Source organism: Paenibacillus sp. D51F, from assembly GCF_053345695.1.
On record NZ_JBKFAO010000002.1, the window covers coordinates 485,443 to 509,260 of the forward strand.

Consider the following 23,818-nt stretch of genomic DNA (forward strand, 5'->3'; position numbering starts at 1 on the left):
GGGAAGGCCGCATCTTCATTTCTCGTCGCGCAGGACGTTGTCCTGCACCGCCTGAATTTCTGCAGCCACGGCTTCGGGGGAACGGATCTGCCCGATCAGCTCCTGCAGCCCGATGCCGACCTTCGTGTTGATCTTGTACGGCATGTAGTAGTCGAACGCCCGGAACGTGGACGGCGCATTGCCCACGACTTGAAGAACTTCGGAGATCAGCGGATCCACGCCGGAAAAATCGCTGAGCTTCATCGAAGGAAGCGTCTTGTCCTCCAGCAGGATCCGCTTCTGGTTGGCTTCGTTGAAATAGCTGCGGATGAAGCTGGTCACCATGGCGATCTGATCCTGGGATAGGGTGGACGAAAATCCGAAGCCGTTGGAGTACCCGGTATTGAGGGCATGCAAATCTCCCGCTCCTCCCGGAATCGACGGAAAAGAGAAGTAGCCGAGATCGTTCTTGTACGGGCCCGCGTTGTCGCCGGTCAGAGCCGCCAGATCCCAGGTGCCGGTGAACAGCATGGCCGCTTTGCCGTAGAGCAAATCCTTGGCCTGCTGCTTGTCGGACTGGCTCAGCGCGTCGGCCGGAAAATAGCCTGCCTTGACGATCTCGGAATAGGCGCGGAAGCTCGCCACCATGTCCGGATCCGTCCATTTGTCCGTGCCGGCCGCGATCCGCGCCAGCTTGTCCGTGCCGGCGTATCGGTCCATGATCGTGTTCCACATCATGCCCGCGATCCAGGGATCCTTGGCGGACAGCGCGAACGGCGTATAACCGCCCTTTTTGATTTTATCCGCAGCCTGCATGAGCTCGTCCCAGGTGGCCGGAATGCCCAGTCCGAGCTCCTTGAATATGCTTTTGTTGTAATATAGCGCTTCGCTGTACCCGCCGAAAGGAAGGCCGTACACCTTGCCGTCGACGGTGAACTCCTCCAGGCTCTGGAATTGGTTCTCGATGCCCAGCTCGCGGATGATCGGAGTCAGATCCAGCAGACGCCCGGCTTTCACGTACAGCCTGACGTCCGAGCCGCCGAAGATTTCAAAAATATCGGGAGTTGTCCCGGTGGCCATCTCGGCCTTGAGCTTCTGGTCCCGGTTGATGATCTCGTCGATGCCTTCAAGCTGGAATTTCAAGCCCGGATTCTGCCTCTCCGTCTCGCTCACGACATCCTGAAGGATTCTTAGCCTGGCTTTGGCGGACTCCTTGATCTGGGTATGCCTCAGAGTCAGCGTCACCGGCTCGGAAGGGCTGCTCTGGGGGACGGAAGGATCGGCAACCGGTTTGTTTTCGCCCGATTCATTGAAGCAGCCTGCCGAAGGAACCAGAATGACGGCCGCCAGCGCCGCGCAGGCAAAGCGTTTGATCATGGAATGACCTCCCGGATCTCTATGACTCTATTATAGACGGAAGGCCTGCAACGTTGGAGGATGAAAAATAAACTGTCAAGGGATACAATTCTATTCCATTCAGACTGCAGCCAGCCGGGCTTTCAGTTTTTCCGGAGGTCCGAACCATGGAGGAAGCGGCACCGAGAAAGAGCTCACGATGTTCGGCATTGCCCGTGCCGGGAATGCACGACCCTGCGGCATTCAGGAACATCGAGGCGCACAAAAAAAAGCCCGCCGGGGGCGGGCTTTTCCTTTGCTGTCATCAATCCCTCATGTCTTGCACAGAGCTGCGGACCGCTTCGTAAAATGCAGCCCAGGCTTTCTCGGGGCCAGCTTCCTCGGCCTCGGGCCGCGTCTGCCCGGCCTCTGCTTCCTCTGCGGACAACGGACGGCCAGCTTCTGTCTCCGGAAGTCCGGAACGGCTCGAATCTTTCATTCCATCGCTCCCTTTCCCGCTCTTGATGGCATAGAATCCTCTGCAGCTCAGCCCTGGATCCATTGGCGGCGCAGCGTGAACAGCTCTCGCAGCTCGTCGGTCGACAGCTCCGTGATCCACTGCTCCGACTGGCCGACCACCTGGTCGTTCAGCGACTGCTTGCGCTCGATCATCTCATGGATCCGCTCTTCGAGCGTCCCGAGAACGACGAACTTGTGGACCTGCACCTGCCGGGTTTGCCCGATGCGGAAAGCGCGGTCCGTCGCCTGGTTCTCGACAGCCGGATTCCACCAGCGGTCATAGTGGAACACATGGTTCGCCGCCGTCAGATTCAGCCCGGTTCCGCCCGCCTTAAGCGAAAGCACGAACGCTCCATGCGGCAGATCCGGATTTTGGAAGTCGGTGATCATGTCATCCCGCTTGGCCTTCGGCACCCCGCCGTGCAAATAAGGGACAGGGAGGCCGAGCCTTTCCTTGAGCAGCCTCTGCAAGGCCGCTCCCATATCGACGAACTGCGTGAAGATAAGCGCCCGTTCCCCTTCTGCAGCCGCTTCCTCGCACATCTCCAGCAGCCTCATCGTCTTGGCCGAGCGTTCCGGATTCCAGGCAGCCGAATCGCTTTCCGCCTCGCGCAGGAGCAGCGCGGGATGATCGCATACCTGCTTCAGCTTGGTGATGGAGGCAAGGATGAGGCCGCGGCGCTGCATCGGACCGAGCGTGTCGAGCTTCTCCAGCAGGTCGGAGACGATGGACTCGTACATCGCGCCCTGCTCGGCCGTGAGCGTGACGTAGACCTGGCTCTCGTTCTTCTCGGGCAGCGACAGCTGGATGGCCGGATCCTTCTTGACCCGCCGCAGCATGAACGGCTTCACCCAGCGCTGCAGGGCTGATATCGTCCGCTCGTCCCGCTCCTTCTCGATCGGCAGGATGACGTTGCGCCGGAATTCCGGCAGCGTGCCGAGATATCCCGGATTCGTAAAATCGTAGATCGACCAGAGCTCGCTCAGACGGTTCTCCATCGGAGTGCCGGTAAGGGCGATCCGATGCTGCGCCGTAAGATTCCGAATGGCCGACGATTGCTTCGTATTCACATTTTTGATGTTCTGGGCTTCGTCCAGGCACAGGCTTTCCCATTGCAGTCCCGACAGCTCTTCCTCATCGAGCGGAGCCAGCGCGTAGGAAGTGATGACCAGATCCGCGCCTTCCGCGAATGCCATGAATGCTTCCCGGCCTCTGGCGCGCTTGGGGCCGTAATGAAGCCTTACATCCAGCGAAGGGGCGAACCGCTGCAGCTCCTTCTCCCAGTTGCCGATGACCGATGTCGGGCAGATCAGCAGGGACGGAGCCGGCTGGCGCCCTTCGAGCTCCCGGATCGAGAGCAGATAGACCGTATACTGGATCGTCTTGCCCAGACCCATGTCATCGGCCAAAGTAGCACCCAAGCCGAAGCGCCGCAGAAATGCAAGCCAGGACACTCCTTGCAGCTGGTAGGGCCGCAGCTCGCCAAGGAAAGTAGCGGGGACGCTGACGAGCGGCAGCTCGCTCGTATCCTGCAGCTGTCCGATCAGGCGATGCAGATGCTCGTTCAGCTCCACTTCGGCGACAAGATCGTCCTCGCCGCCCTCTTCCTCTTCCGAAAGGACGATGCCTCCCTGCAGATGCATTTGCATGACGTCGCGGAAGCTTAGTCCTTTGCGTCCTCCGGCCTTCTTCATCCATTTCCGGATCTTCGATACATCCTCGGGATCCAGATGCACCCACTCGTCTCCGATCCGGATCAGGCGCTTGTTCTCGGCGGCTAGGCTCATGAACTGCTCCTCGGTCAGATCCAGCCCACCGAGCGCGAGCTTCCAGTCGAACTGGACAATCTGGGACAGCCCGAACATCGGCTGGTCGGCAGATCCCGCAGCAGACTTCAGCTTCGCCTTCACCCGGATCCGGCGCTTGCGGACCGTTTCCCACCATCCTGGAAGCAGAACGGAACAACCGGCGTCAAGCAGGCGCAAGCTGGCATTCTCCAGGAAATCCCACGCCTCGTCATCCTGAAGAGCATGCTTGACGACGCTCCCGGCATCGGAACTCCACTCCGGCAGGGCAAGCAGCCACTTGCCCTCTTCTCTCGCCAGCCGGTCATGAAGGAGGTCAAGCCATTCCTCGGGAATGCGAAGCTCCGATCCGCTGACCGGACGCCAGCTGCCCGGCTCCTCTCCGCGCTCCAGCAGAATCCAGGGGCCGCTTCCCTCGCGGTCGCGAATGGCTGCCCGCAGCCGCCATTCCCCGCCTTGCTCCGGCTCCGTCAGCTGCAAGGCGACGCGGAAAGGAAACGTATCCTGGCGCAGCCCGATTCCGATATACCAGTCTTCTTCGGATGGCGACTTGCGCTCCAGCACCTGGCCGGTCGCCCTCTCCAGATCATGCCATGCGGTGCGGACGGCGCGGCTGCCCTCGATAAGCTCTTCCACAGCCGCGCTCAGCCATTCATGGACGACCGCCTCCTGATGGGGCTCGACGGCGCCTATGGCCGGCTCCCAGCCTTCGCGCAGCCGCCAGCTTCTGCGCTGCACCGACCAGCCCTGCCAATCCGGCTCGAACGCCCCTTCCAGCAGCGCTTGGCGAATCAGTCCGGCATGACGGGCAAGCCTTGCCAGCTCGTCGTCATACTCGATCGCCAGCAAGCGCACGGGCTGCGGCATGGCCAGATAATCGCTCGCGAGCAGCGGCGCAATGAGCAAGGACCTGCCCGCGCCGCTGTTGGGGTCCGCGTCCAATTGCTCCACCTCGGCTCCATACCAGGAAGGAGCGTGCCAGGCGAACAGCAGATCGCGCAGCCTTGCGTCGAACTCGCCGGGCTCGGAAGCATGCAGCTGGATGCCGCTGCCGGTCCAGCGGCCGCTCAGCCTGATCGGCTTGGCCGTAGACAGTCCTCTCATCATTTCAGCAGGCCTCCTTTCCTCAGTTCCTCCTGGAGCGCCCGCATCCGCTGGTATTTCAGCGCGATGCGGGACATATAGCGGCTCCAGGCTTCTGTATTCCGTTCGGCCTGGTACAGCTTCTCAAGCTTTTTGAGCTGTTTCACAGCCATCCGGTAGCTCTGGCGGTTGCGGATGCCGATCCAGCTCTCCACAGACTGGTGATAGAGCGGGATCAGCATCGCAGGCGCAAGCTTGGCGACGGATCGGACATCCGCCGGATCGAGCTCGTCTGGCCTCAAGCCCATCGCGAGCTGCAGATCCGCCCATTGCTCGAAATCGCCTTTATCCAGAAGCTGGTCGGACAGCGCCATATAGGAAAAAGGCAGCTTTTGCACCAAGTATTCCATCCAGATCGGGTTATCGCTTTGCTCCGTGTCCGCGTTCCTGCATAAAAGCAGGAACGGCTGGATCGCCGATCCGCCCCGCTTGCCGTCCGTCGTCTTGGACAGATAATCCATCCAGATGGCGAGTCCGCCCCAATCCTTGCTCTCCAGCCGCTTCCTGGCCGTATCGAGTGCCAATCCGGCAGCCGGTTCGGATGGACCCTGCAGCAGCAGATCCACGGCTTGCCGGTCATGGCCGCGGAACGCCTCCAGATGCGCCAAGGCAATGATGGGGAAATAAATCCTGGATTCTCCGTCCGCTACGCCCCTTTCGTCCAGAGGCCGGCGGACGTCGTTCATCCCCGGCTCCGGCAGGAGCTCATCGGATGCCGTCTGCCTGGCCTGGCGCAGGATGGAGCGGAGCTGATCGGTCTCCCTCTCCATCCAGTCGCCCCTTGCATGAAGCTTTTCCGCCAAGGCATAGTAGAGCCGGTCCCAACGGAACAGCTTGCCGGCCGTATCGGCTCCCCGCTCGCGAAGAAGCCCGGTCAGGAAGTCGAGCCACTCCAGCTGCTTGCCCTCCATCAGGGACGGCTCCAGCTCTCCGGCCAGCGCATAGAAATGATCCACCCACGGCTCCGCCATTCGGGTGAAGCTCATCTCCTGATAATAACGGCTGAAAGCATCCGCAAGCCGCAAGGCCCGCTCCGCCTGGTCGAGGACGAACAGGATCGAAGCCATCCAGTGAAGCTTCTGCAGCGGCTTCGGCCAGTCCCGGGCCGAGCCTTTGAGCGCCGACAGCACCGGCTGCAGCGGATGAAGAGTATGCTTGCAGCCATGCCAGGTCTCTCCGTACGATCTGTCCATCCATTCCAGCCATCCCTCCGGACTGGCCTCCTCCCCGGGAGAAGACGTCTGGCCGGACGGACGGCTGGAGCTCGCAGGCTCCGCATTCGGCCCGATGCGGCTGATCGTCACCGGTCCGCCGCCGGTCAGCCGCTCGAGCGCCCGCTCCGCGTCGCCGCCGCTCTCCTGCAAGCCTTTGAAGTATACGGCCGCCATATGCTTGCACCATCCGCTGACCGGACAATCGCAGCTGCAATCGTCATGCTTGCTTCCCAGCAACACCATGTAATCATGGCTGCCGCTGACGACGGCAGCCAGCTTGGAGCCGACCATACGAACCGCGGCGACCTTGCCCCTGCTGGAATAATCCCAGCCTCGACGGATGGCATCCGACCGCATATATTTGGATATCATTTCCTCCATATCCATGAAGAAGGGATTCACCCTGCTGTCCGTGCCCATTCCCTTCCCCCTCCGCTTCTGTTTGGCATTCTTATCATTATACCAAAAAAAGAGCAAAAAAAGAGCAAGGACGGCTTATACACATGCCGCAATGCTCTTCTTTTTCTTTTTGGGGCTTCATTTCAGCCGGCGTTTTTGCGCAGGAAGCACAGAAGCGCCCAGCGCCTTTCCTGGCGCTTTTTGTATCGCGGCAGCATGCGGTACAGGCGAAGTCCTTCCTCGTAGGCTTCTTTCGCCTGCTCCGGACGGCCCAGCCCGCTCTGCAGCCGGCCCATCCTGTAGTAGCCTTCGCAGGAAGAGGACTGGATACGGCTGAACGCCTCCAGCTCCCGAAGCGCCTTCTCCTTGTCCGAAGCAGCAAAGTATGCCGCCAGACGCAAATGCGGCTGCCCGTACTTCACTCTCGGGTTCAGCTCCAACGCCTTGCGGATGCTGGCTTCACCCTCTTGCGGCTGCCCCGTATGCAGCAGGCTCGTACCGAAATCGTCCCAGAACTCGGCCGACTCCTCCATGACGAGCGTTTCCTTGAGCGGCTCCAGCGTCCTGCGCGCTTCTCCGTACTTGCGACGGTCCAGGAGCAGCTTGGCGAGCTCCAGTCGGGAGCCGCTGTTGCTCGGATTGGCGTCGATCTCCCTGCGGAGCGCGGCTCTCCGGCTGCGGGCGCGGATCGGCTTCAGCAGGCTCGGCGTCAGGCCGATGAATCGGCGATCCAAAATATAAAGGACGACAAGCATGACGATCAGGGCAAGGAAGGGATTGCCAAGAAGAGTCCATAACAAGCCGAACAGCAAGAAGATTTTCATGGATAAGGCAGCCCCGTTTCAAAGAATGCGATTTGTCCACCAGCCAACATCATAGCATACGCCGGCGGTTTGGAAAATCGGGGGTAGGCGAGAAATCACAGCCCGTCTCCTCCTTCCGGGATGTATTCCGGCTGACGCGCCCATTTCCGCAAATAGCCGCACCCTGCAGGGCGGTTGTTCATAAGATAAGTTGACTGTATCCCTTAACCTTGTTATATCCCACAAAAACCCGAGCAAGGAGGGGTGGCATTTTGAAAGGCACCGATCACAAAAACAAATTTCTGCTGACTCACCGGGAACGCGAAGTATTCGAACTACTGGTCCAGGACAAGACGACAAGGGATATCGCGCAGCTGCTGTTTATCAGCGAAAAAACTGTGAGGAACCATATTTCCAACGTGATGCAGAAGTTGAACGTGAAAGGCCGTTCGCAAGCGGTTGTCGAATTGATCAAGCTTGGGGAACTTACGATCTGACCTTCGTCAGGCCGGAGAGTTCTCTTGACGAACCTTCCCATGCCGAATGCGTTTTCGCATTCGGCGGGAAGGTTTTTTGAGTTAATCATGGATAGAGTACGCTCGCCGGCGCCACTGGTATAGGTAAGTACAATCCAAACCTTCCGCCGAACCATTTTCACCTGCGTTTTTTCAGTTCAATGACTGCAACCAAATATACGCCCCACATTTATGGTTAATTCGTCGGCTACCTCATAAAATTGCTCTAAAATTAGTTTTGCCATAGCCCCGACAATTTCCTACTCAGGTTGAGCAAGTGAAAGCGGCAAATGGTGTTGTCAGCGGAACTGGATTTCGATGACTTGAAGGCCGTCCCTCGTTACCCCGGCGACAATAACCCCGCCTAACTCAATCTGGACTTGGTCCTCACAATCCCTGAATCTGAATTTCCTTCCGAAGCCACCCTCCATGTTCATGGTTCCTTTGATAAAAAGAAGACCCCGAGAAAAACCTCTAACAGACGTTCTTACCCCGTACGCTTCCAAGGAATGGGACGAATTCTGCAAATCTATTTTCATTTTAAGCGTCTCAGATAACATCACGCCTAATGGTCAGACCAACAAGTGCTTGAAGCAGCTAAAACCAAGGAGAGCTTTGCGCCGCATGTAAAAAGCCGACCACTGGGCCGGCTAAAGGATAGAGCGTTCACGCTCCGTCGGTGTCTCTCTCAATATTCAACTAGTACCAATAAACCATGGTCAGGAGCAAATTGTTTTCAGTGCGATTGCAATATTTTAGCAATTTTTCCATGAGGTTTAGAGGGTAGAAGAAATTTCAAAGCAACAAATAAGGGCGCTGGGATTTCATTCTCCATTTGATCCTTCCCCGGAATTTTTCACCTCCTCATTCTAGGCTTAAATCACTGTGTAATTATAATTTAATAGTCAATATTACCTAAAATAAATAAAATAAATTATATTTTGCTTTTTAAAAATTCTATTTCTTTTTCCATTTTCTTAAATCGCATGTTAATAGAATAAAAAATAGGCGTCAAAACTACAATCAATACTATAAAAATCATAAATAAATCCTCCTTTAAATGTTAAAATATATCAGTTTTGGGACCTTAGTACCTTTCGATAAAAAAAATATACCGATATGATTATATCAAACAAATGAATGGAGTTGATATGATGTTTCCAAAGAAAGCGCTTATTTATGCATCAGTATTATTAGTTTCCTCCTCAATCGGTGTTTTTACAGCACATGCAAGTGATTCCGATAAGTTTTGTTCGGTCACGAAAGGCAGTTTCTTTCATTGCATTAATACACTTTCAAAATCGGATTCACTTGCTAATTTTAGCAATAAAATGGACGACTATATTGAAGCTCCCGACGCCTACACTATCAAGTTTAACCACGTTGAGTTGTCTCCAAATGTAACGCGAGGTGACTCAGTTTACAAAAGTTATACGCTTTCAGACAACAAAAATCAAAAGTTTTACACTTATAACGATTACAATGGTTATCATATGGCTGATTATTCACTTATTCGCATTTCAATTAATAAAAGTACAGGCTATTACCCAGCATCTTACCAACAACCAGTTTCTCAAATGGATATGGCAAATTCTCCCTCTATTGTATGCTCCGGAGCAACAGCTATATTTTGCAGAACTTATACACAAGCCAGCCAACATTCGGTAAATTAAAAAGGAGGGGCATGAAGATGAGAAAAAAAACTTTTATTTTGGGACTCGCTTTAACTGCAACTATCGGTTTTAGTTCCTCGTGGGCTTATAGTGAAATGCACCCTAATGCTAATGTGGCATCTGCTGAAAGTAATTTCACAAATGCCAATGAATTTATCTCCAGCACAGTTTCTGAAGGAGAAAAAAAGGTGAAATTTAAAGTTAAGAAACCACAAAAATTCCCTTTTGAAGTAAATGGATCTTATGCAACTGTTACTAAGATTGCTGACTTTGATAAAATGGAAATTACTTATCTCGGTAAAGATCCTGACAGCTATATCACTCTAACCAGCACAGAAGCAGATATTATACCTCAATCAACAAAGTTTGAATTGAAGAGGTCTAAGATTAAGGATAAAGACTCTCAATTCATGGATAACGGAAAATTACAGTTTCTTTATTGGAAACAAGATGGACTTTCCTATACTCTCGCAGCATCTCCTGGGCTAGATAAACCACACTATAGCCAAAAAGATTTGGAAGCAATTGCTGAATCATTAATATAATAAATATCTTATGTAGATTAAACAGAAGAGTGAATAAACCAAAAGCCCCCCTAATCAGAGAACCCTGCAATACGAATACAGTTTCTGTAAAAAGCGCCCCAGTACCGTACCGGTGAACTGTTACCCACAAGAAGGACACTTTGAAAAAAGTGACCTCTTGTGGGTCATTTGTGTTTTAATCGAAGGAAGAGATGAGGAGCGAGTCGGGAATGGGAGAGTTAAAACGCATTGTTTTTACAGAAGAGCAGATATTGAAACCATATTTCCAACGTGATGCAGAAGTTGAACGTGAAAGGCCGTTCGCAAGCGGTTGTCGAGTTGATCAAGCTTGGGGAACTTACGATCTGACCTTCGTCAGGCCGGAGAGCTCTCTTGACGAACCTTCCCATGCCGAAAGCGTTTTTGCATTCGGCATGGGAAGGTTTTTTGAGTTCAGGAATAACCCCGTTGCTTCGTTGTTTGTCTGGCATGCCGCCCTTCAAATCCCTCGGGTACGCGATCAGCAAAAAAAAGGCGGCAGCTCCGCAGGAATGCGGAACTGCCGCAAGAAGACCTTTCGGTCGGGGGCAACTAGGATGTGGCGGCGATGCCGGAATGAAACCGGGCGGGAGGAATGAAGCTGGCGTCCTTCATGATCGTCTTGGCTGCTTCCGGCGGACTTCCGTCCGAAGGATGCAAATAAACGATTTTTCCATTCAACAGTCCCATGTCCATCGGTGTAGGAAAATCGGGATGGTTGAATCGGCGAATCAGCAGATCCAGCATAAGGAACCCTCCCATCGGTTATGTGAATTTACCTTACACGATATAGTTCATTATAGTCCACCCTTCCGTCTATGTCAATTAATCTACCATATAAAAACCGGCAGAGAGAAACAAAGAAAACGACCTTGAACCATCCGCCCCGGCGCTTAGGCCGAATGCAGCATGATTCAAGGTCTTTCCGTTCTTTGAAGCCTTTCCGTCCTTCAACGACTTCCCCTTCTTTAATGAAGCTTTATTTCACCGCGCCCGCTACCAGTCCTGAGACGATATGGCGCTGCGCAAGGATATACACGACTAGGACGGGCACAATCGTGAACAGCAGCCCCGCGAACAATGGACCCCATTCGGTTTTGTACTGCATTTCGACCTGCATGGCGGCGAGGCCGATCGGCAGCGTGTACTTCGTCGGATCGATGACGAGGATCGTGCCGACGATATACTCGTTCCAAATCTCAAGCACGTTGATGATGCCGACACTGATGATGCCCGATCGCGACAACGGCAGCATGATGCGGAAGAACGTACCGAAATAACCGGCTCCGTCGATGGCGCCTGCCTCCTCCAGCTCCTTGGGGAGCGTCCGGAAGAAGCCGATCAGGACGAAGATGCCGAAGGCGAGCGTATTGGACGCGTAGACGAGAATCAGCCCGAGACGGTTGTTGGCGAGGCCGAGATCGTTCACGAGGAAGAACAGCGGAATCAACGCAAGCGCGAACGGCACCATCATGGAAGAGATATAGACGGTATACAGCACTTTGCTTCCGAAGAACTTGTAGCGGGCCAGCGTGTACGCCGTCATGGCCGCAAGAACGAGTCCGAGCACGGTCGATCCCGCCGTGACGGCGATGGAGTTGATGAAGTACTTGCCGAAGCTGTAGTTGGTCCATACATATTCGAAGTTCGACCACAGCAGCGGGAACTTCGGCAGAGACCAAGGCATGTTGAAGTAGAACTGCTGGTTGTTCTTCAGGGAGTCGGTGAAGGTCCAGAACAGCGGATAGATGACCGATATTCCCCACAGGACGAGGAAAGCATAGAAGATCGATTTGAACACCGGATGAACGGTTCTTTGCAGCATGTAGTCCCTCTCCTTCCATATGATCTGATGCTAGCTGACTTCCACCTGTTCCTTGCGCAGAAGCCATTGCAGGAGAAGGGTCGTGATGAGCGACGTGATGAGGATGACCGTGCCGATCGCGGCGCCGTATCCGAAATGGGCCTGCTTGAATGCCTGCTGATACAAGTAGGAGCCCATGACCTGGGTCGAGTTATCGGGACCGCCGGCCGTCATGATCGTCACGATGACGAAGGAGCCGTTGAGCGTCGTCATCATGATGTTGATGACCGAGATTTTCATCTGCTCCCAGATGAGGGGGAGCGTAATATGCCGGAACTGATGCCACTGCCCGGCACCTTCTATATCAGCAGCCTCGTACAGAGAAGCCGGAATGCTCGTGATCGCGGCAATCAGCAGGATCATGTAGAACCCGATGCCCGCCCAGACGGCAGGCGGCAGCAGCATCCAGATCGTGTGGCTTTCGAAGCCGAGCCAGTTGATCTCCACCTTGCTGCTGGTGAACAGGGACAGGAAGCCGTTCAAAAAGCCGATTTGAGGATTGTAGATGAAGTTCCACAGAATGCCGACGACGACGGCGGACAACACGTTCGGAATGAAGAAGATGGAGCGGAAAAAGGCGCTTCCCTTCAGGCGCAGGCGGGTCAGCGCCACGGCGAAGAAGGTTGCGATCGCCATGATGCCGATTATTTTGCCGATGACAAGGAAATAGTCGTTGCCGATCGCCGTCAGCATGATGGGATCGTCGAAAATGTCTTTGAAATTTTGCAGCCCGACGTAATCCTTGTGCTGCGACATTCCGGACCAGTCGAAGAAAGAATTGTAGAGCGCCTGGATCAGCGGATAAATCGTAAACACGCAGAAAAACAGAAATGTCGGGATGATGAACGCCGCGATAAAGAGGTTTCTCTGCAGCTTGGCTTTTCCGATATTCATCTCGAACTCACCGCCCCTTAAATCGGAGCATCCCCGAGACAGCTGTCCCGAGGATGGTCCTCAATCTGACTTGCCTTGTAACCGAATTCGATGAAGCCGAATGTCGCCGCAGGCGGATGATGGACGAAGGAATGTCGCCTCTGCCGGCGGATAATCGTTCCGATCGCTGTTGAAGCCGGGTTTCCCTGAATTAGATTCATTGGAAGGAAACCCGTCTTCAAAGGCGAACACTATCGTTTCTTCACGATCATTCCGCAAGCTCGGGCAAATTCGTCCTTGCTATGCTCGGTTTATTTTTTTACTTTTTCCACGACTTTCACAACGCGGTCGACCCAGCCTTGAGGATCGATCTTGCCGATCGTCAGGGCGTCGGTCGCATCCTGCATCGCCTTGTCGACGTCTGCGTTGAACGTGACTGTCGGCACGACGACGGTGTTGTCGCTCGTCAGGTAGGCAGCCGCTTGCTTGACGAAGTCAGGAGCGTTGGAAGAGCTGATGTCGCCCTTGATGTTGGAAGGAGCGCCGCTCAGCTCGGCGAACTTGGAAGCTTGGGATTGCGAGAAGATGAACTGCAGGAACGCTTTCGCCGCTTCCTTGTTTTTGCCGTTTTTCGAGATGGCGACGGTGGATGTGGACGTGTTGGCCACGACTTTTCCGCCGGCTTTTTGCGTTACGGAAGGAATGAAGCCGAATTTGAAGTCGGCCGGAACGTCCTTGGACATTTCGTTGGGCAGCCAGAGGCCGTTCGGAATGAAGGCGTCCTTGTTCTGCAGGAACAGCATTTGCGAATCCGTATGGTTGATGGAGATGGACGTCTTGTCGATGAAGCCCTTGTCGCGCAGCTCGACGATTTTGTTCAGGGCTTCCAGGACGGCCGGGCTCTTGAACGCTTCGACATTGCTGTCGCCCATGTCCTGGAGCAGCTTGTAGTCGTCGTTGTTCGCCGATACGATGGCCGGGTACAGGATGGCGCCGTTGATATAGTAAGGGTATTTGCCCGTATGGATGAACGGCGTCGTGCCGGCAGCCTTGATCTTCTCGGAGGTGGCGATGAAGGAATCCCAGTCCGTAGGCTCCGTCCAGCTGTTCTTCTCGAACAGGGCTTTGTTGTAGAACACGCCCCACGAGTTCAGGACGAGCGGAATGTTGTACGTCTTGCCGCCGTAGGCAGGAGGCTGCTGCGCCAGCAGGTCGAGGATTTTGACGCCGTCGACGTTTGTGGCGTCCTTGATCCAGTCGGTGAGATCCTCGAGCTGCCCGTCTTCCGCCAGCTGGCGGTCGTTGAGCTCGGGTCCGTCGATGTAGACGAAGTCCGGAGGCGTGCCCGCAATCCATTTCGGTTTGTTCTGCGTATTGATTTGCGGGCCTGCGTCTTCGACGATTTTCAGGTCCGGATTCGCTTTCTGGAAATCGGCGATGACTTGCTTCCACCACTTGTCGCCGTAACCGCCGACGAAGTACTGGATCTCGAACGTGCCCTTCAGACCGGTCGTCGCGGGGGCATCGCCGCCCGTGTTGCCCGCTGCATTCGTGGCCGAATTGTCGGCCTGCGCGCTTGCCGTCGGCTCAGGAGAAGCGCTTGACGCCGTGTTGCCGTTGTTGCTGTTGCTGCCGCAGCCGGCCAGTACGGCCAGGGACATCGCGACTGCCATTGCGGTTGCCGCTGTTTTCTTTACCGTGATAGTCATCTAGCATAACCCCTCCCAAATTGGAACGTTCCCCGCACCCGGACCTTGCCGCTTCCTTCCATTGCATCAGATGCTTATCTGTATACTAACGGGAACAGGGCTTCCTCTCCATTGAATATCTTCCGTAAATCCATTAGTATTCTATGATTTTTTCATTCAAAATTTTGATGGAAAAATGAATATTGATTCTGAAAACGAAAAAAAGCCCCTTTTAAGGGGCTTGATTCCACGCTTGATTGGAGCTTGATCGGGGCTTGATTCCACGCTTGATTGGAGCTTGATTGATTCTTGGCCGAATTGCTACCCGGTTTCTTGATCCGCTTCCAGCGCGACTCTCTGCAGCTCGTCGAGAGCGGCTTTGGGCGTATAACGGCCCGACAGGACGGCGCTGCCGAGCTTGCGCGCCGTATCCATCACCCTCGCCCATGCCGGCTTTTCGATCGGAATGAACTGCGCGCTGGCCAGAGCATGCAGATCCGCTCCCATGGCGGCATCGGCTGCCGACATCGCATCGCCGGCCGAACGGGTGACCGGCACGAAGCCTTCCTGCTCCACCATGCTGACGTACTGCTCGTCGCTGTAGAGGAATTGGATGAATTGTGAGAGCGCCTGCTTGTCCGTATGGGCGGTCTTGAAGGAGATAAGAACGTCATGGACGCCGAAGGTCATCGGAGGCTGTCCCTCCTTGACCGGAATCGGACCCGATCCCCACTTGAATCCGGGGAATTCCTTGGGCACTACGGAGCTGAAGTAGTTGCCCGATATCATCATGGCAAGTCCGTCGTCCCCGAGAATGCGCTGCTTCTCGTCCCGGGTAGTCACCGTCGGCTCCTCGTCCGTCAATCCTTCGTCGTAGATCTTCTTCAGGAATTCCAGCCCTTCCACGTTGGCCGGCTGATTGATCGCCCACTTGCCGTCCTTCAGCCAGCCGCCTCCTGCGCCTATGAAGAAATAGGACAGGTTGGCATGGATCTCGTTGTCGGTCATATCGATGCCGAATCCTCTAGCCGGAGTAAATTGGCGGATCTTCCGGGCGTCATCCGCAAGCTGCTCCCAGGTAAGCGGCGGCCCCGCTATGCCGGCCTGCGAGAACAAAGCCTTGTTGTAGTAAAGGCTCCTCACGGAAGCGACATAAGGAATCGCGTATTGAACGCCGTTGTAGCGGTCCTTCTCCAGAAGGAAGGGATACAGATTCGACCGGAAGGATTCAGGCAGGATGTCGGCCATGTCGTTCAGCAATCCCCGCTTGGCGAAGTGCGAGTAGAAATTCGTATTCAGCAGATCCGGAGGCTCGTTCTGGGCAAGCATATTCGTGTAGACCCCGTCCAGGATGTCCCAATTGACGACCTGGAGCTCGACGTCGATATCCGGATGCTCCGATTCGAAGCGGCTGACGATGCCGTCGAGAATCGGCTTGGTCGTCGTGCTGTATTCGGAGGTGACGAATTTGATCAGAGCCCTCTTCCCTTCAGGCTCCTTCACCTCGGACGCATTCTGCTTTCCGGAGCAGCCGGAAGTCACAAGCAGCGCGGAGGCCACGCAGGCCGCGGCTGCCCGGAAGCAGCTGCGGCGCCAATGGAGCTTCTTCATCTCGGTTCAACTCATTTCGGACTATTCTTAATAGACGAAGGGAAACAACAGCTTCTGGTTCTCCGGCGCATACATGTTGGCTCGGGTAATCGTGGCGGAAGGGATGTCGACCGCCGCGCTTCCGCTGGAAGAATCAAGAGCCGCCTGCACGCTGAGAAATCCCATGTTGAATGGATTTTGTACGATCAAGGCATGCATGGCCCCCTGCTCGAGCAGCTGGATCTCGGGAACGGAGCTGTCGAACCCGATGAGCTTGACGCTGCCGCTGAGACCGGTTTCCTTCAATGCCTTGGCCGCGCCTGTCACGCCGATGTCGGTCAGCGCGATGATGCCGTTCATCCCCGGATAGGCGGCCGTCAGCGACTTTACGGTCCGGTACGCCTGTTCCTCGGATTTGCCGACATTGATCATGCCGAGGTTGTAGGCCGAGCCGGCCGGAAGAGCTTCCAGAACCCCGTTTCTGCGCTGCATGGCGACCGGAGACTTCTCGTCGCTGGTCAAAAAAGCGTAGACCGGCCTTGTTTTGCGTCCGGGAGCGAGGATGCCCGCCGCTTCCCGGCCCTCTTCTACATGGTCGCTGGATACATAGCTGTCCGCTTTGTGCCGCAGGAGAGGCGTATCCATGATGATGAGCCTGATGCCCAGACGGGAGATCTCCTCCAGCTGCGGCGCCAGCACATCCTCGTCGATCGGAGCGAGCACGATAGCCCGCGGCCGCTGCGCGATCGCTTTCTCCAGCAGCTGAGCCTGCTCGTCGGAGCCGATGCTGCGCAGAGGTCCGGACAGCTCCAGCGTAACCTCCAGCTCCTTGGCTGCAGCCAGAGCTCCCGAGCGCACTGTCTGCCAATAATGGGAGTTGGCGTCGGTCGTTTTCATGATGAATGCGATCACGTTGTCCTGCGGAGACGCCTCGCCCCGGCCGAGTCCAGTCCAGACGACCAGAACGACGAATCCGAGCAGCAGAAGCGGCAGCCACAGCCGTTTCGTTCTCATGATGGTGCCCTCCTCAGCGTACTTGCGGAATCTTGATTGCGACGGTCGTGCCTTCGCCCGGCTCGCTCTCGATGGCAACGCCATAGGCGGAGCCGAAGGCAAGCTCGATCCGTTCGTTGACGTTGCTCACCCCGATGTGATCGCGGTCCGAATCCCTGCGGACAGCTCCCATGATCAGCTTGATCGTCTCCTCGGACATGCCCTGGCCGTTGTCGGCCACCCGGAATTCGATGCCGTTGTCCGCTAGCCGGGCAGAGATGGAGATCATGCCTCCCTCCGGCAAATTCTTGATCCCATGATAGATCGCGTTCTCCACGAACGGCTGCAGCAGGATTCTCGGCGTTTTGAAGGCATATAGCTCTCTCGGGACGTCGATGACATAATCGAGCTTGTCGCGGTAGCGCATCTTCTGGATCTGGAGATAGCTGTCGATATGCTCCACCTCCACCCGGATCGGGACCAGCTCGTCGTCCTTGGCGATGCTTGCCCGGAACAGCTTGGCCAGAGCCGATGTCATCAAGACCACTTCCTCGTTCTTCCGCTGCTCGGCCATCCAGATGATCGAGTCCAGCGTGTTGTACAGGAAATGGGGATTGATCTGGGACTGAAGAAGCCTGAGCTCCGTCCGCCGCTTGATCTTCTCGGTCTGGACCCTCTCGTCCAGCAGCCTGCGGGTCTGTCCGACCATCATGTTGAAGGCGCGCCCGAGCTGGCCGACCTCGCCCGCTTGCCCGACCTCCGCCCGCACGTCGAAGTCTCCCCGCTCCACCTGCCTCATGACGGCTTGCAGCCGACGGATCGGGCGGGTGATCCGATGGGAGATGATGAAGGAAATGATGAGGGTGACGGCAAGGCCGGCGGCCGCCCACAGCAGGAATGAATTCCGCATCGCGGACGGATTCGAGATCAGCTCGTCCTGGTAGGCGACGCCTACGATCTTCCAGCCGAAGCTCGTATCGTGAATCGTATAGATGCGGCCGCTGTCCTCGTCCACGAAGCTTCCTTGCTGTGATGCCATGACGCGGCCGATCTGCTCCGTGCGAAGCTTGCTGTAGATGAGCTGCTGCTGCGGATGATAGACGATGTTCCCGCTGTCGTCGACGATGAAGACGTAGCCGCGCTGGCCAAGCTTGACGTTGCGGCAGATGTCGTTGATGACGTTCAGCTTGAGATCGACCAGGGCGACGCCCTGGCCTGTCATGCCGTTGATGCTTTTGAGCTCCCGGCTCAAGGAGACGACCCAGCTGTACTCTCCTTGCAGGACATTTTGGACATGGGGCGGAGAAATGACGGACCTCCCGCCTTCTTTTACCGCCTGCTTGTACCAGTCCTGGTCTTGGGGCGGCACGTTCGGATTGAGCTGGGTCAGCCTCCGATCGGACACCACTCTGCCGTTGTACCCGAATACCATGATCGATGCGATATCCTTGCGGGTGTACAGCAGGGACTGGAACAGGTCCGAGATGTTCTTCTGATAGGAGCGCACCTCTTCGCGGCTGATGAACGGATTGCTCGAAATATAATACTTGACGTCCTTGTTGGTGAAGATAATGAGGGAGATATTCTCCATATTGTCGATGTAGGACTGGATATTGTTGTTGACCTGGGTAATGATCTCTCCCATGTAGGCTTCCGAATTGCTGATGACCGCATCCTCCGAGACGTTGTAGCTGATCAGGCTGGTGACGGCGATGGCGGCCAGGATAAGCAGGGAGAATGCCGTCGAGATGGCGGCATGGATCGTCTTGGGATAATAATCCAGCAAGCCCCTGCCTCTCATGGCTGCTCCCTGGATTTCTCCCGGTATTCGCGCGGCGTGAGCCCGGTATGCTTCTTGAAGGAAATGCTGAAGTAGTTCGGATCGGCGTATCCGACCTTGGCAGCGATTTCATACAGCTTGAGAGGCGTGTTGCATACAAGCTCCTTGGCCTTGCCGATGCGGATCCGGGTCAGGTATTCCACGAACGTTTCGCCCGTCTGCTGCTTGAACACCGTGCTGAAATAGCTCGTGCTCATCAGAACATGCCGGCATATATCCTGGAGCGTGATGCGCTCGTCCGCGTAATGCTCCTCGATATAGGCGATAGCCTGTCCGATCTGGTTGCGCATCGTCTGGCTACGGTTGTCGGACACGGTCTCGATCGCTCCGACCGCGATTTCCTCGAGCCATTGTCCGACCTCGTCCAAGGTGCCGAGCCTGTACAGCTCCGAGAACAGCATCCGATGCCTGCTGACGATGCGCGTCTCGTCGATGCCCATCTCCTGCATCGTGTTCATGAGCAGCACGATGACCTTCTGGATCTGCAGGTAGCATACGTCAAGCGGCGCATGGGATTCTTTCAGTCCCGCGATGAACGGCCCGATGAGGCTGCGGATTTCGGCCGCGGAGCCGGTGCGGATCGTCCCGGCAAGCAAGCGGCTCCATTCGAGGCTGACCGAAGCCGGCGCCGTCTCCTTGCCTTCCAGGTCAAGAATGCTGAGCACTCGGTTTTTGCCGTATTGAAAACGGTAATCGAGCGCGGCCGAGGCGCTTTTGTACGAATCGGGAAGATCATGCGGCTCTGCGGCGGCTCGCCCGATGGCAGCCGTGACCGTATAGCCCAAATACCGCTCGATATGATGGCGCGCCTCCTCGGCAGTCCGCAGCGCCAGCTCATGCAGCAGGCTTTCCGGCTGGCCTCCGATCAGGGCGGCGATGCGGTCCTCGCGAGTCCGGAAGACGACGCCGCCCTCCCTGCAGATGATTTCTTCGATGATGTTGAAGCCGGCGAAATGAAGCAGCTCCACATCCTGCTCGGAAGCATCGGAATGCCTCGGAGCTCCATCGTAGTCGTACAAGGTGACCAGATAGGGAGGCTTGAGATCCGGTATGCCGAAGTAGGCCAGGCGCTCGGCCATGTTCCGCGCTCCCGCCCCCGTCGCGGCAAGCCGCTCCAGGAACCGCTCGCGCAGCAGCGGCAGGCTCTGGTTGAGCTGGCTGTACAGCCTGCCGACATCCTCGCCTCTGCGCTTCTCCTCTTCCATCTCCGCATGGACCTTGTCCAGCAGCGCCCTCGTCTCGCTTGCCGTGATAGGCTTGAGGATGAAGTCGTGTACCTTGAGGCGCAGAGCCTGCTGCGCGTATTCGAACTGGTCGTATCCGGTAAGGATAATGATCTTGATATAGGGATAACGCTGCAGGATCTGCTCGCTCAGCTCAAGGCCGTTCATGAACGGCATGTTGATATCCGTCAGCACCAGATCCGGCCTCAGCGTCTCGATCGCTTCAAGCGCGTCGCGGCCGTTGGTGAAATCGCCCGCCAGCTCGAACCCATGGCGGGGCCAATCAATGATGTTCCTTAAGCCTTCCCGGACGACGGCTTCGTCATCCACCAGCATGACCTTGTACATGGACGCCTCCTGCAGCACTGCCTGAAAATGGGTAGTATGTACCTTCATAGTGATGACCGCAGCAGAATTTGTCAATTATAAGGAATGCAGCCCGGTCCGATCGGCTCGTGCGAGGCCCATTAAAAAGGCCGCCTTGCGGCGGCCTCGGAACCTTTACTGGAACAAATGCTCGTTTTTGCTTCCGCGCGTTCCATTATTCATGTTCGTGTTCGTGCTCATGCCCTTGTAGGAGGAATTGCTGGCCGATCCAGCCGGGAAGATCCGCTCCACCATGGCATTGAACTCAGCCACGAAGCCCTTGATCGGATGGCCTTGCTTCACATCGTTGGCGTAACCTTGCATTCGGCTGAAGAAATCCGGATTCGCAGATACGTATACGTTCTGGATTCCAGGATGGTTCTTATGAACGATATCGGCTACCTTCGCCTTGAATTCGCTCGTCAGCTCCCGATCCATGTACCGGTTGTTGTTGTCGGACAGGCCATTCATCATATGGCCGCAGTTGTTCGTGGAAGTTCCTGTGCCGTAGGCGTTGTAGCCGTTCGTATACGAGCTGTACCCGTTGGATCCGGGGCGGTCCATGAACGTGCCGTAATTGGACTGGCCGATGACGCCGCCGGTCAAATCCCTGGCGCCGCGCTTGACGTCGTTCGTCAGCGTACGAACTCCCATGCCGACGTCGTTCGCCAGCGTACGAACTCCCATGCCGACGTCGTTCGTCAGCGTACGGGCTCCCATGCCGACGTCGTTCGTCAGCGTACGGGCTCCCATGCCGACGTCGTTCGTCAGCGTACGGGCCCCCATGCCGACGTCGTTCGCGAGGCTGCCGACGCCTTTTCCGATATCGGCTCCCATCCGTTCCATCCCGCCGGCCATGCCTTTGCCGTCGCTGTAGCCTTTGCCGTCGCTGTAGCCTTGGGCCGTACGGCCCGTCGAGGTCAAGCCGGTCACGCTGTGCCCGTCAAGCCCGACGGCGACATAAGCATTCTTGTCCGTCGTGAATACATGGGCCGTCCGCACGCCCGGCATTTTGTTCAGCTCATCCGACAGCTTCTTGTCTGTGGATAAATGATAATTTTGATGATTGCCGACGATGTTGTTTCCGTTTTGCTGATTGCCCTTCATGCGGTTCATTTCGTTCATGCCGTCATCGGCAAAGCGCTTGCTTAGCAGATTGTAGTTGCCGGCCGCATTGTTGCGGATGTTTTTGTTGCCGAGTTCACCATGGTGCGTTCCGCATCCCGCCAAAGCCGTACTGATCACGATACCGGCAGCAAGCACTTTCCAGGGCTTTTTCATTCGGTTTCCTCCAGTATAGTCCAATGGTGTCCGCAGCCTTGTTCAGGTGCGGCTAGATTAGCTTCTCCCGACAAGGCGAGGCTATCCCGCTCAATGGTTCCCATCCCTGGCGGATGCGGGCTTCGCATCCTGGCCCGCTCAGGCCGAGCTCAGGCATGCAAAAAAGCCTCAAGCTCCCGGCGAATAGAAGGTGTCTTGCGCCACGCCGGCTTCGGCAACGATATCCGAGATTATCGTGACATGGTAACCGTCCTTGGCGAACCGTCTCAGGGCGATTTCCATGAAGCGCCTGCGCCGCTCGTTGCTGGCCTGCGAATCGCTTTTTTTCGCGTTAGGATCTAGACAACGGTCAGCCCCGCTCAGCATGCCGCCGAATAGAATCGCTATTATCCGCGTGCGGTGGATTCATTTAGTCGACCGGGCAACATGTCCCTATTCAAGCTCCTTCAACCGTTTCCGCATCTTTTTTGAAAAGTCATTCCAGTTCCTTCTTGATCACATTCCATATTCCGCTGTCCATGAACGAGCGGCTCCAGGTAGCAACGCCTGCCAGCCCGTATTCTTTTGCTATCGCTACTCTTGCTTTGATGGAAGTGCTGTCTTCCAGCCAGATCCGTTTCAATTGCCCGTCTTCCCGATACTCCACGTAATTCTGTCCGGTTTTTCGGTCATACGATGGATTCAGCTTGCGAGAGGCCAGCAGCTCGGCTGCCTTTTTCATGCCGAGCGCTTTGGATGTGACCTTGCTCCCTCCCGAGCTCTTCGGCGTCTCCGTCCAGATTCGAGTATATAGTGGCATGCTGAGAACGATTTTAGACGGCGGAATGCCATCTTCGTCCAGCAGCCGTTCGACCGATCGCCTCACCCAGGGCAGGGAGGCGACCGAACCGGATTTCGGGCTGGAAGCCCAGTGCTCGTCATAGGCCATCAGCATCATGAAATCGACATGAGGAATCAAAGCCGGCCGGTCGAGGAACAAGGACCAGTATTCGCTGTCAGACTTCGGGGTGACATCGACAGAGACGATGAGGTTGCGTTCGTGAAGATGCGGCGCCGCTTCCTTGATGAACTGGACGTAGTTTCCTCCATCTTCCGTTTTCACGTTTTCAAAGTCGAAGTTGATTCCTTGCAGGCGGTACGTTTCCGCGTATTGAAGCAGCTGCTCGATCATATGTTCCCGCGACTTTTTCGTCGACAACGCTATCGACGTCCGATTCGGCTCGAATCCGTTGCTGAACATCGCCCAGATCTGGAGGTTGCGCTCCTCGGCCCATTTGACGTAGTCGAGATCTCCTTTGCTGCTTATATCTCCGGTTCCGTTGACGATCTCGAACCAGGTCGGACTCACCACATTGACCCCGTCCAATTCCGGAAGCTGCTCCGGATCGGGAGATTTGCCGTAGACGGCTTCCCAAGTCATATTGACTTTGACGTTCCCGGAGCTGAACGCTTGAATGTTGGGGACCGTGTCATCCGCAAGACCACCCGCGCTTCCGGCAAGCGGGCCGACAGGAAAGATATCATCGCCGTTCGCAAGGGAAGCAGGCACAGGCATCTGGGATGGAAGCTCTCTTCCGCCGCCAGCTGCCGCAAGGCTTGTCCGACTGCCGGCAAGCGCCCGTTCGGCCGCCTGGCTCTTCCCATGCAAGGCCGGCATTTGGTGGAACGATATGACCGGCAGGGCAAAAAGGTGGAACAAGTTGATGGTGCATGTGGAAGAAAGGATGAAATAAACGAGAAATAGACGGCTCAGCCTGCGCTTCGCCACATGGCGGTGGTCCATCCTGCATCCCTCTCTTACTCTCTGATCCTTTCTTCCATTCTATGAACATGTCTGGGCTCTCATGACCCTAGAAGTACAAGAAGGAGCCCTATCATACAAAAAGACTTCCCCTCTCGATTCAAGAAAGGGAAAGTCTTTGCTTTCACCAACATGCCCTGACAGGCCACTGCAGCCGGCCAGCTCGTTCGTCTGATTCCTTACCGGGTCTCCCGATGAAGCGTCACCTTCTTCAGACGAGGACAATATTTGAGGAGCTCGATCCGTTCCGGGTTATTCCTTTTGTTTTTGGTCGTCGTGTAATTGCGGTCCCCGGATTCCGTGCAGGCAAGCGTAACCGTGACTCTCATATCCTTCTTCCTCCTTGAGTT

19 protein-coding genes and 2 pseudogenes are annotated in these 23,818 nt (G+C 55.8%); 4 read left to right on the forward strand and 17 right to left on the reverse strand.

Features of this window, described 5'->3' with window-relative positions; all coding sequences use genetic code 11:
* Positions 1–15: 15 nt before the first annotated feature.
* The 5 genes from ACLBWT_RS05935 to ACLBWT_RS05955 form a co-directional block, all read right to left on the reverse strand.
* Positions 16–1,356, reverse strand: a complete 1,341-nt coding sequence (locus ACLBWT_RS05935) for an ABC transporter substrate-binding protein (protein WP_447662111.1) — start codon at positions 1,354–1,356, stop codon at positions 16–18.
* A 283-nt stretch (positions 1,357–1,639) separates the two neighbouring features.
* Positions 1,640–1,813 (reverse strand): hypothetical protein, encoded by a 174-nt coding sequence (locus ACLBWT_RS05940; protein WP_447662112.1) that lies wholly within the window; start codon positions 1,811–1,813, stop codon positions 1,640–1,642.
* A gap of 47 nt (positions 1,814–1,860) precedes the next feature.
* Positions 1,861–4,746: a DEAD/DEAH box helicase gene (locus ACLBWT_RS05945; protein ID WP_447662113.1), complete on the reverse strand. Its 2,886-nt coding sequence runs from the start codon at positions 4,744–4,746 to the stop codon at positions 1,861–1,863.
* Positions 4,743–6,416 (reverse strand): SWIM zinc finger family protein, encoded by a 1,674-nt coding sequence (locus tag ACLBWT_RS05950; RefSeq protein ID WP_447662114.1) that lies wholly within the window; start codon positions 6,414–6,416, stop codon positions 4,743–4,745. Before ACLBWT_RS05950 ends, ACLBWT_RS05945 begins: the two co-directional genes overlap by 4 nt.
* 122 nt (positions 6,417–6,538) lie before the next feature.
* On the reverse strand, positions 6,539–7,219 hold the full coding sequence (locus ACLBWT_RS05955) for a hypothetical protein (RefSeq protein ID WP_447662115.1): 681 nt from the start codon (positions 7,217–7,219) through the stop codon (positions 6,539–6,541).
* Between the two features lie 251 nt (positions 7,220–7,470).
* Between ACLBWT_RS05955 and ACLBWT_RS05960 the strand changes: the two genes are divergently transcribed.
* From ACLBWT_RS05960 to ACLBWT_RS05975, 4 genes and pseudogenes are all read left to right on the forward strand, one after another.
* Positions 7,471–7,695 (forward strand): helix-turn-helix domain-containing protein, encoded by a 225-nt coding sequence (locus tag ACLBWT_RS05960; RefSeq protein ID WP_049869505.1) that lies wholly within the window; start codon positions 7,471–7,473, stop codon positions 7,693–7,695.
* A gap of 1,154 nt (positions 7,696–8,849) precedes the next feature.
* Complete coding sequence (locus tag ACLBWT_RS05965; protein WP_447662116.1) at positions 8,850–9,386, forward strand: hypothetical protein; 537 nt, start codon at positions 8,850–8,852, stop codon at positions 9,384–9,386.
* Positions 9,387–9,403: 17 nt separating this feature from the next.
* Complete coding sequence (locus ACLBWT_RS05970; RefSeq protein ID WP_447662117.1) at positions 9,404–9,931, forward strand: hypothetical protein; 528 nt, start codon at positions 9,404–9,406, stop codon at positions 9,929–9,931.
* A gap of 255 nt (positions 9,932–10,186) precedes the next feature.
* Positions 10,187–10,279, forward strand: a pseudogene (locus ACLBWT_RS05975) (LuxR C-terminal-related transcriptional regulator); the annotation flags it as partial.
* Between the two features lie 222 nt (positions 10,280–10,501).
* Here ACLBWT_RS05975 and ACLBWT_RS05980 read toward each other — a convergent pair.
* From ACLBWT_RS05980 to rpmG, 12 genes and pseudogenes are all read right to left on the reverse strand, one after another.
* Positions 10,502–10,696, reverse strand: a complete 195-nt coding sequence (locus tag ACLBWT_RS05980) for a hypothetical protein (protein WP_447662118.1) — start codon at positions 10,694–10,696, stop codon at positions 10,502–10,504.
* A gap of 232 nt (positions 10,697–10,928) precedes the next feature.
* Positions 10,929–11,774 (reverse strand): carbohydrate ABC transporter permease, encoded by an 846-nt coding sequence (locus ACLBWT_RS05985; RefSeq protein ID WP_447662119.1) that lies wholly within the window; start codon positions 11,772–11,774, stop codon positions 10,929–10,931.
* Between the two features lie 30 nt (positions 11,775–11,804).
* Positions 11,805–12,707 carry a carbohydrate ABC transporter permease gene (locus tag ACLBWT_RS05990; protein WP_447662120.1) on the reverse strand — a complete coding sequence of 301 codons (903 nt, stop codon included), beginning with the start codon at positions 12,705–12,707 and terminating at the stop codon, positions 11,805–11,807.
* A 290-nt stretch (positions 12,708–12,997) separates the two neighbouring features.
* The gene (locus ACLBWT_RS05995; RefSeq protein ID WP_447662121.1) at positions 12,998–14,395 is read right to left on the reverse strand and encodes an ABC transporter substrate-binding protein; all 1,398 of its coding nucleotides are present in this window, start codon (positions 14,393–14,395) and stop codon (positions 12,998–13,000) included.
* A gap of 300 nt (positions 14,396–14,695) precedes the next feature.
* Positions 14,696–15,985: an ABC transporter substrate-binding protein gene (locus ACLBWT_RS06000; RefSeq protein WP_447662122.1), complete on the reverse strand. Its 1,290-nt coding sequence runs from the start codon at positions 15,983–15,985 to the stop codon at positions 14,696–14,698.
* A gap of 27 nt (positions 15,986–16,012) precedes the next feature.
* A complete protein-coding gene (locus ACLBWT_RS06005) occupies positions 16,013–16,978 on the reverse strand; it encodes a substrate-binding domain-containing protein (protein WP_447662123.1) in 966 nt (321 codons plus the stop codon).
* A 13-nt stretch (positions 16,979–16,991) separates the two neighbouring features.
* Positions 16,992–18,743 carry a cache domain-containing sensor histidine kinase gene (locus ACLBWT_RS06010; RefSeq protein ID WP_447662124.1) on the reverse strand — a complete coding sequence of 584 codons (1,752 nt, stop codon included), beginning with the start codon at positions 18,741–18,743 and terminating at the stop codon, positions 16,992–16,994.
* Between the two features lie 11 nt (positions 18,744–18,754).
* A complete protein-coding gene (locus tag ACLBWT_RS06015; RefSeq protein WP_447662125.1) occupies positions 18,755–20,368 on the reverse strand; it encodes a response regulator in 1,614 nt (537 codons plus the stop codon).
* A gap of 153 nt (positions 20,369–20,521) precedes the next feature.
* Positions 20,522–21,667, reverse strand: coding sequence for a YhcN/YlaJ family sporulation lipoprotein (locus ACLBWT_RS06020; RefSeq protein WP_447662126.1), 1,146 nt, complete (start codon positions 21,665–21,667; stop codon positions 20,522–20,524).
* A 183-nt stretch (positions 21,668–21,850) separates the two neighbouring features.
* A pseudogene (locus tag ACLBWT_RS06025) lies at positions 21,851–21,949 on the reverse strand (TetR family transcriptional regulator); the annotation flags it as partial.
* A 193-nt stretch (positions 21,950–22,142) separates the two neighbouring features.
* Complete coding sequence (locus ACLBWT_RS06030) at positions 22,143–23,450, reverse strand: glycosyl hydrolase family 18 protein (protein ID WP_447662127.1); 1,308 nt, start codon at positions 23,448–23,450, stop codon at positions 22,143–22,145.
* A 197-nt stretch (positions 23,451–23,647) separates the two neighbouring features.
* Positions 23,648–23,797 (reverse strand): 50S ribosomal protein L33, encoded by a 150-nt coding sequence (rpmG, locus tag ACLBWT_RS06035; RefSeq protein WP_447662128.1) that lies wholly within the window; start codon positions 23,795–23,797, stop codon positions 23,648–23,650.
* Positions 23,798–23,818 lie beyond the last annotated feature (21 nt).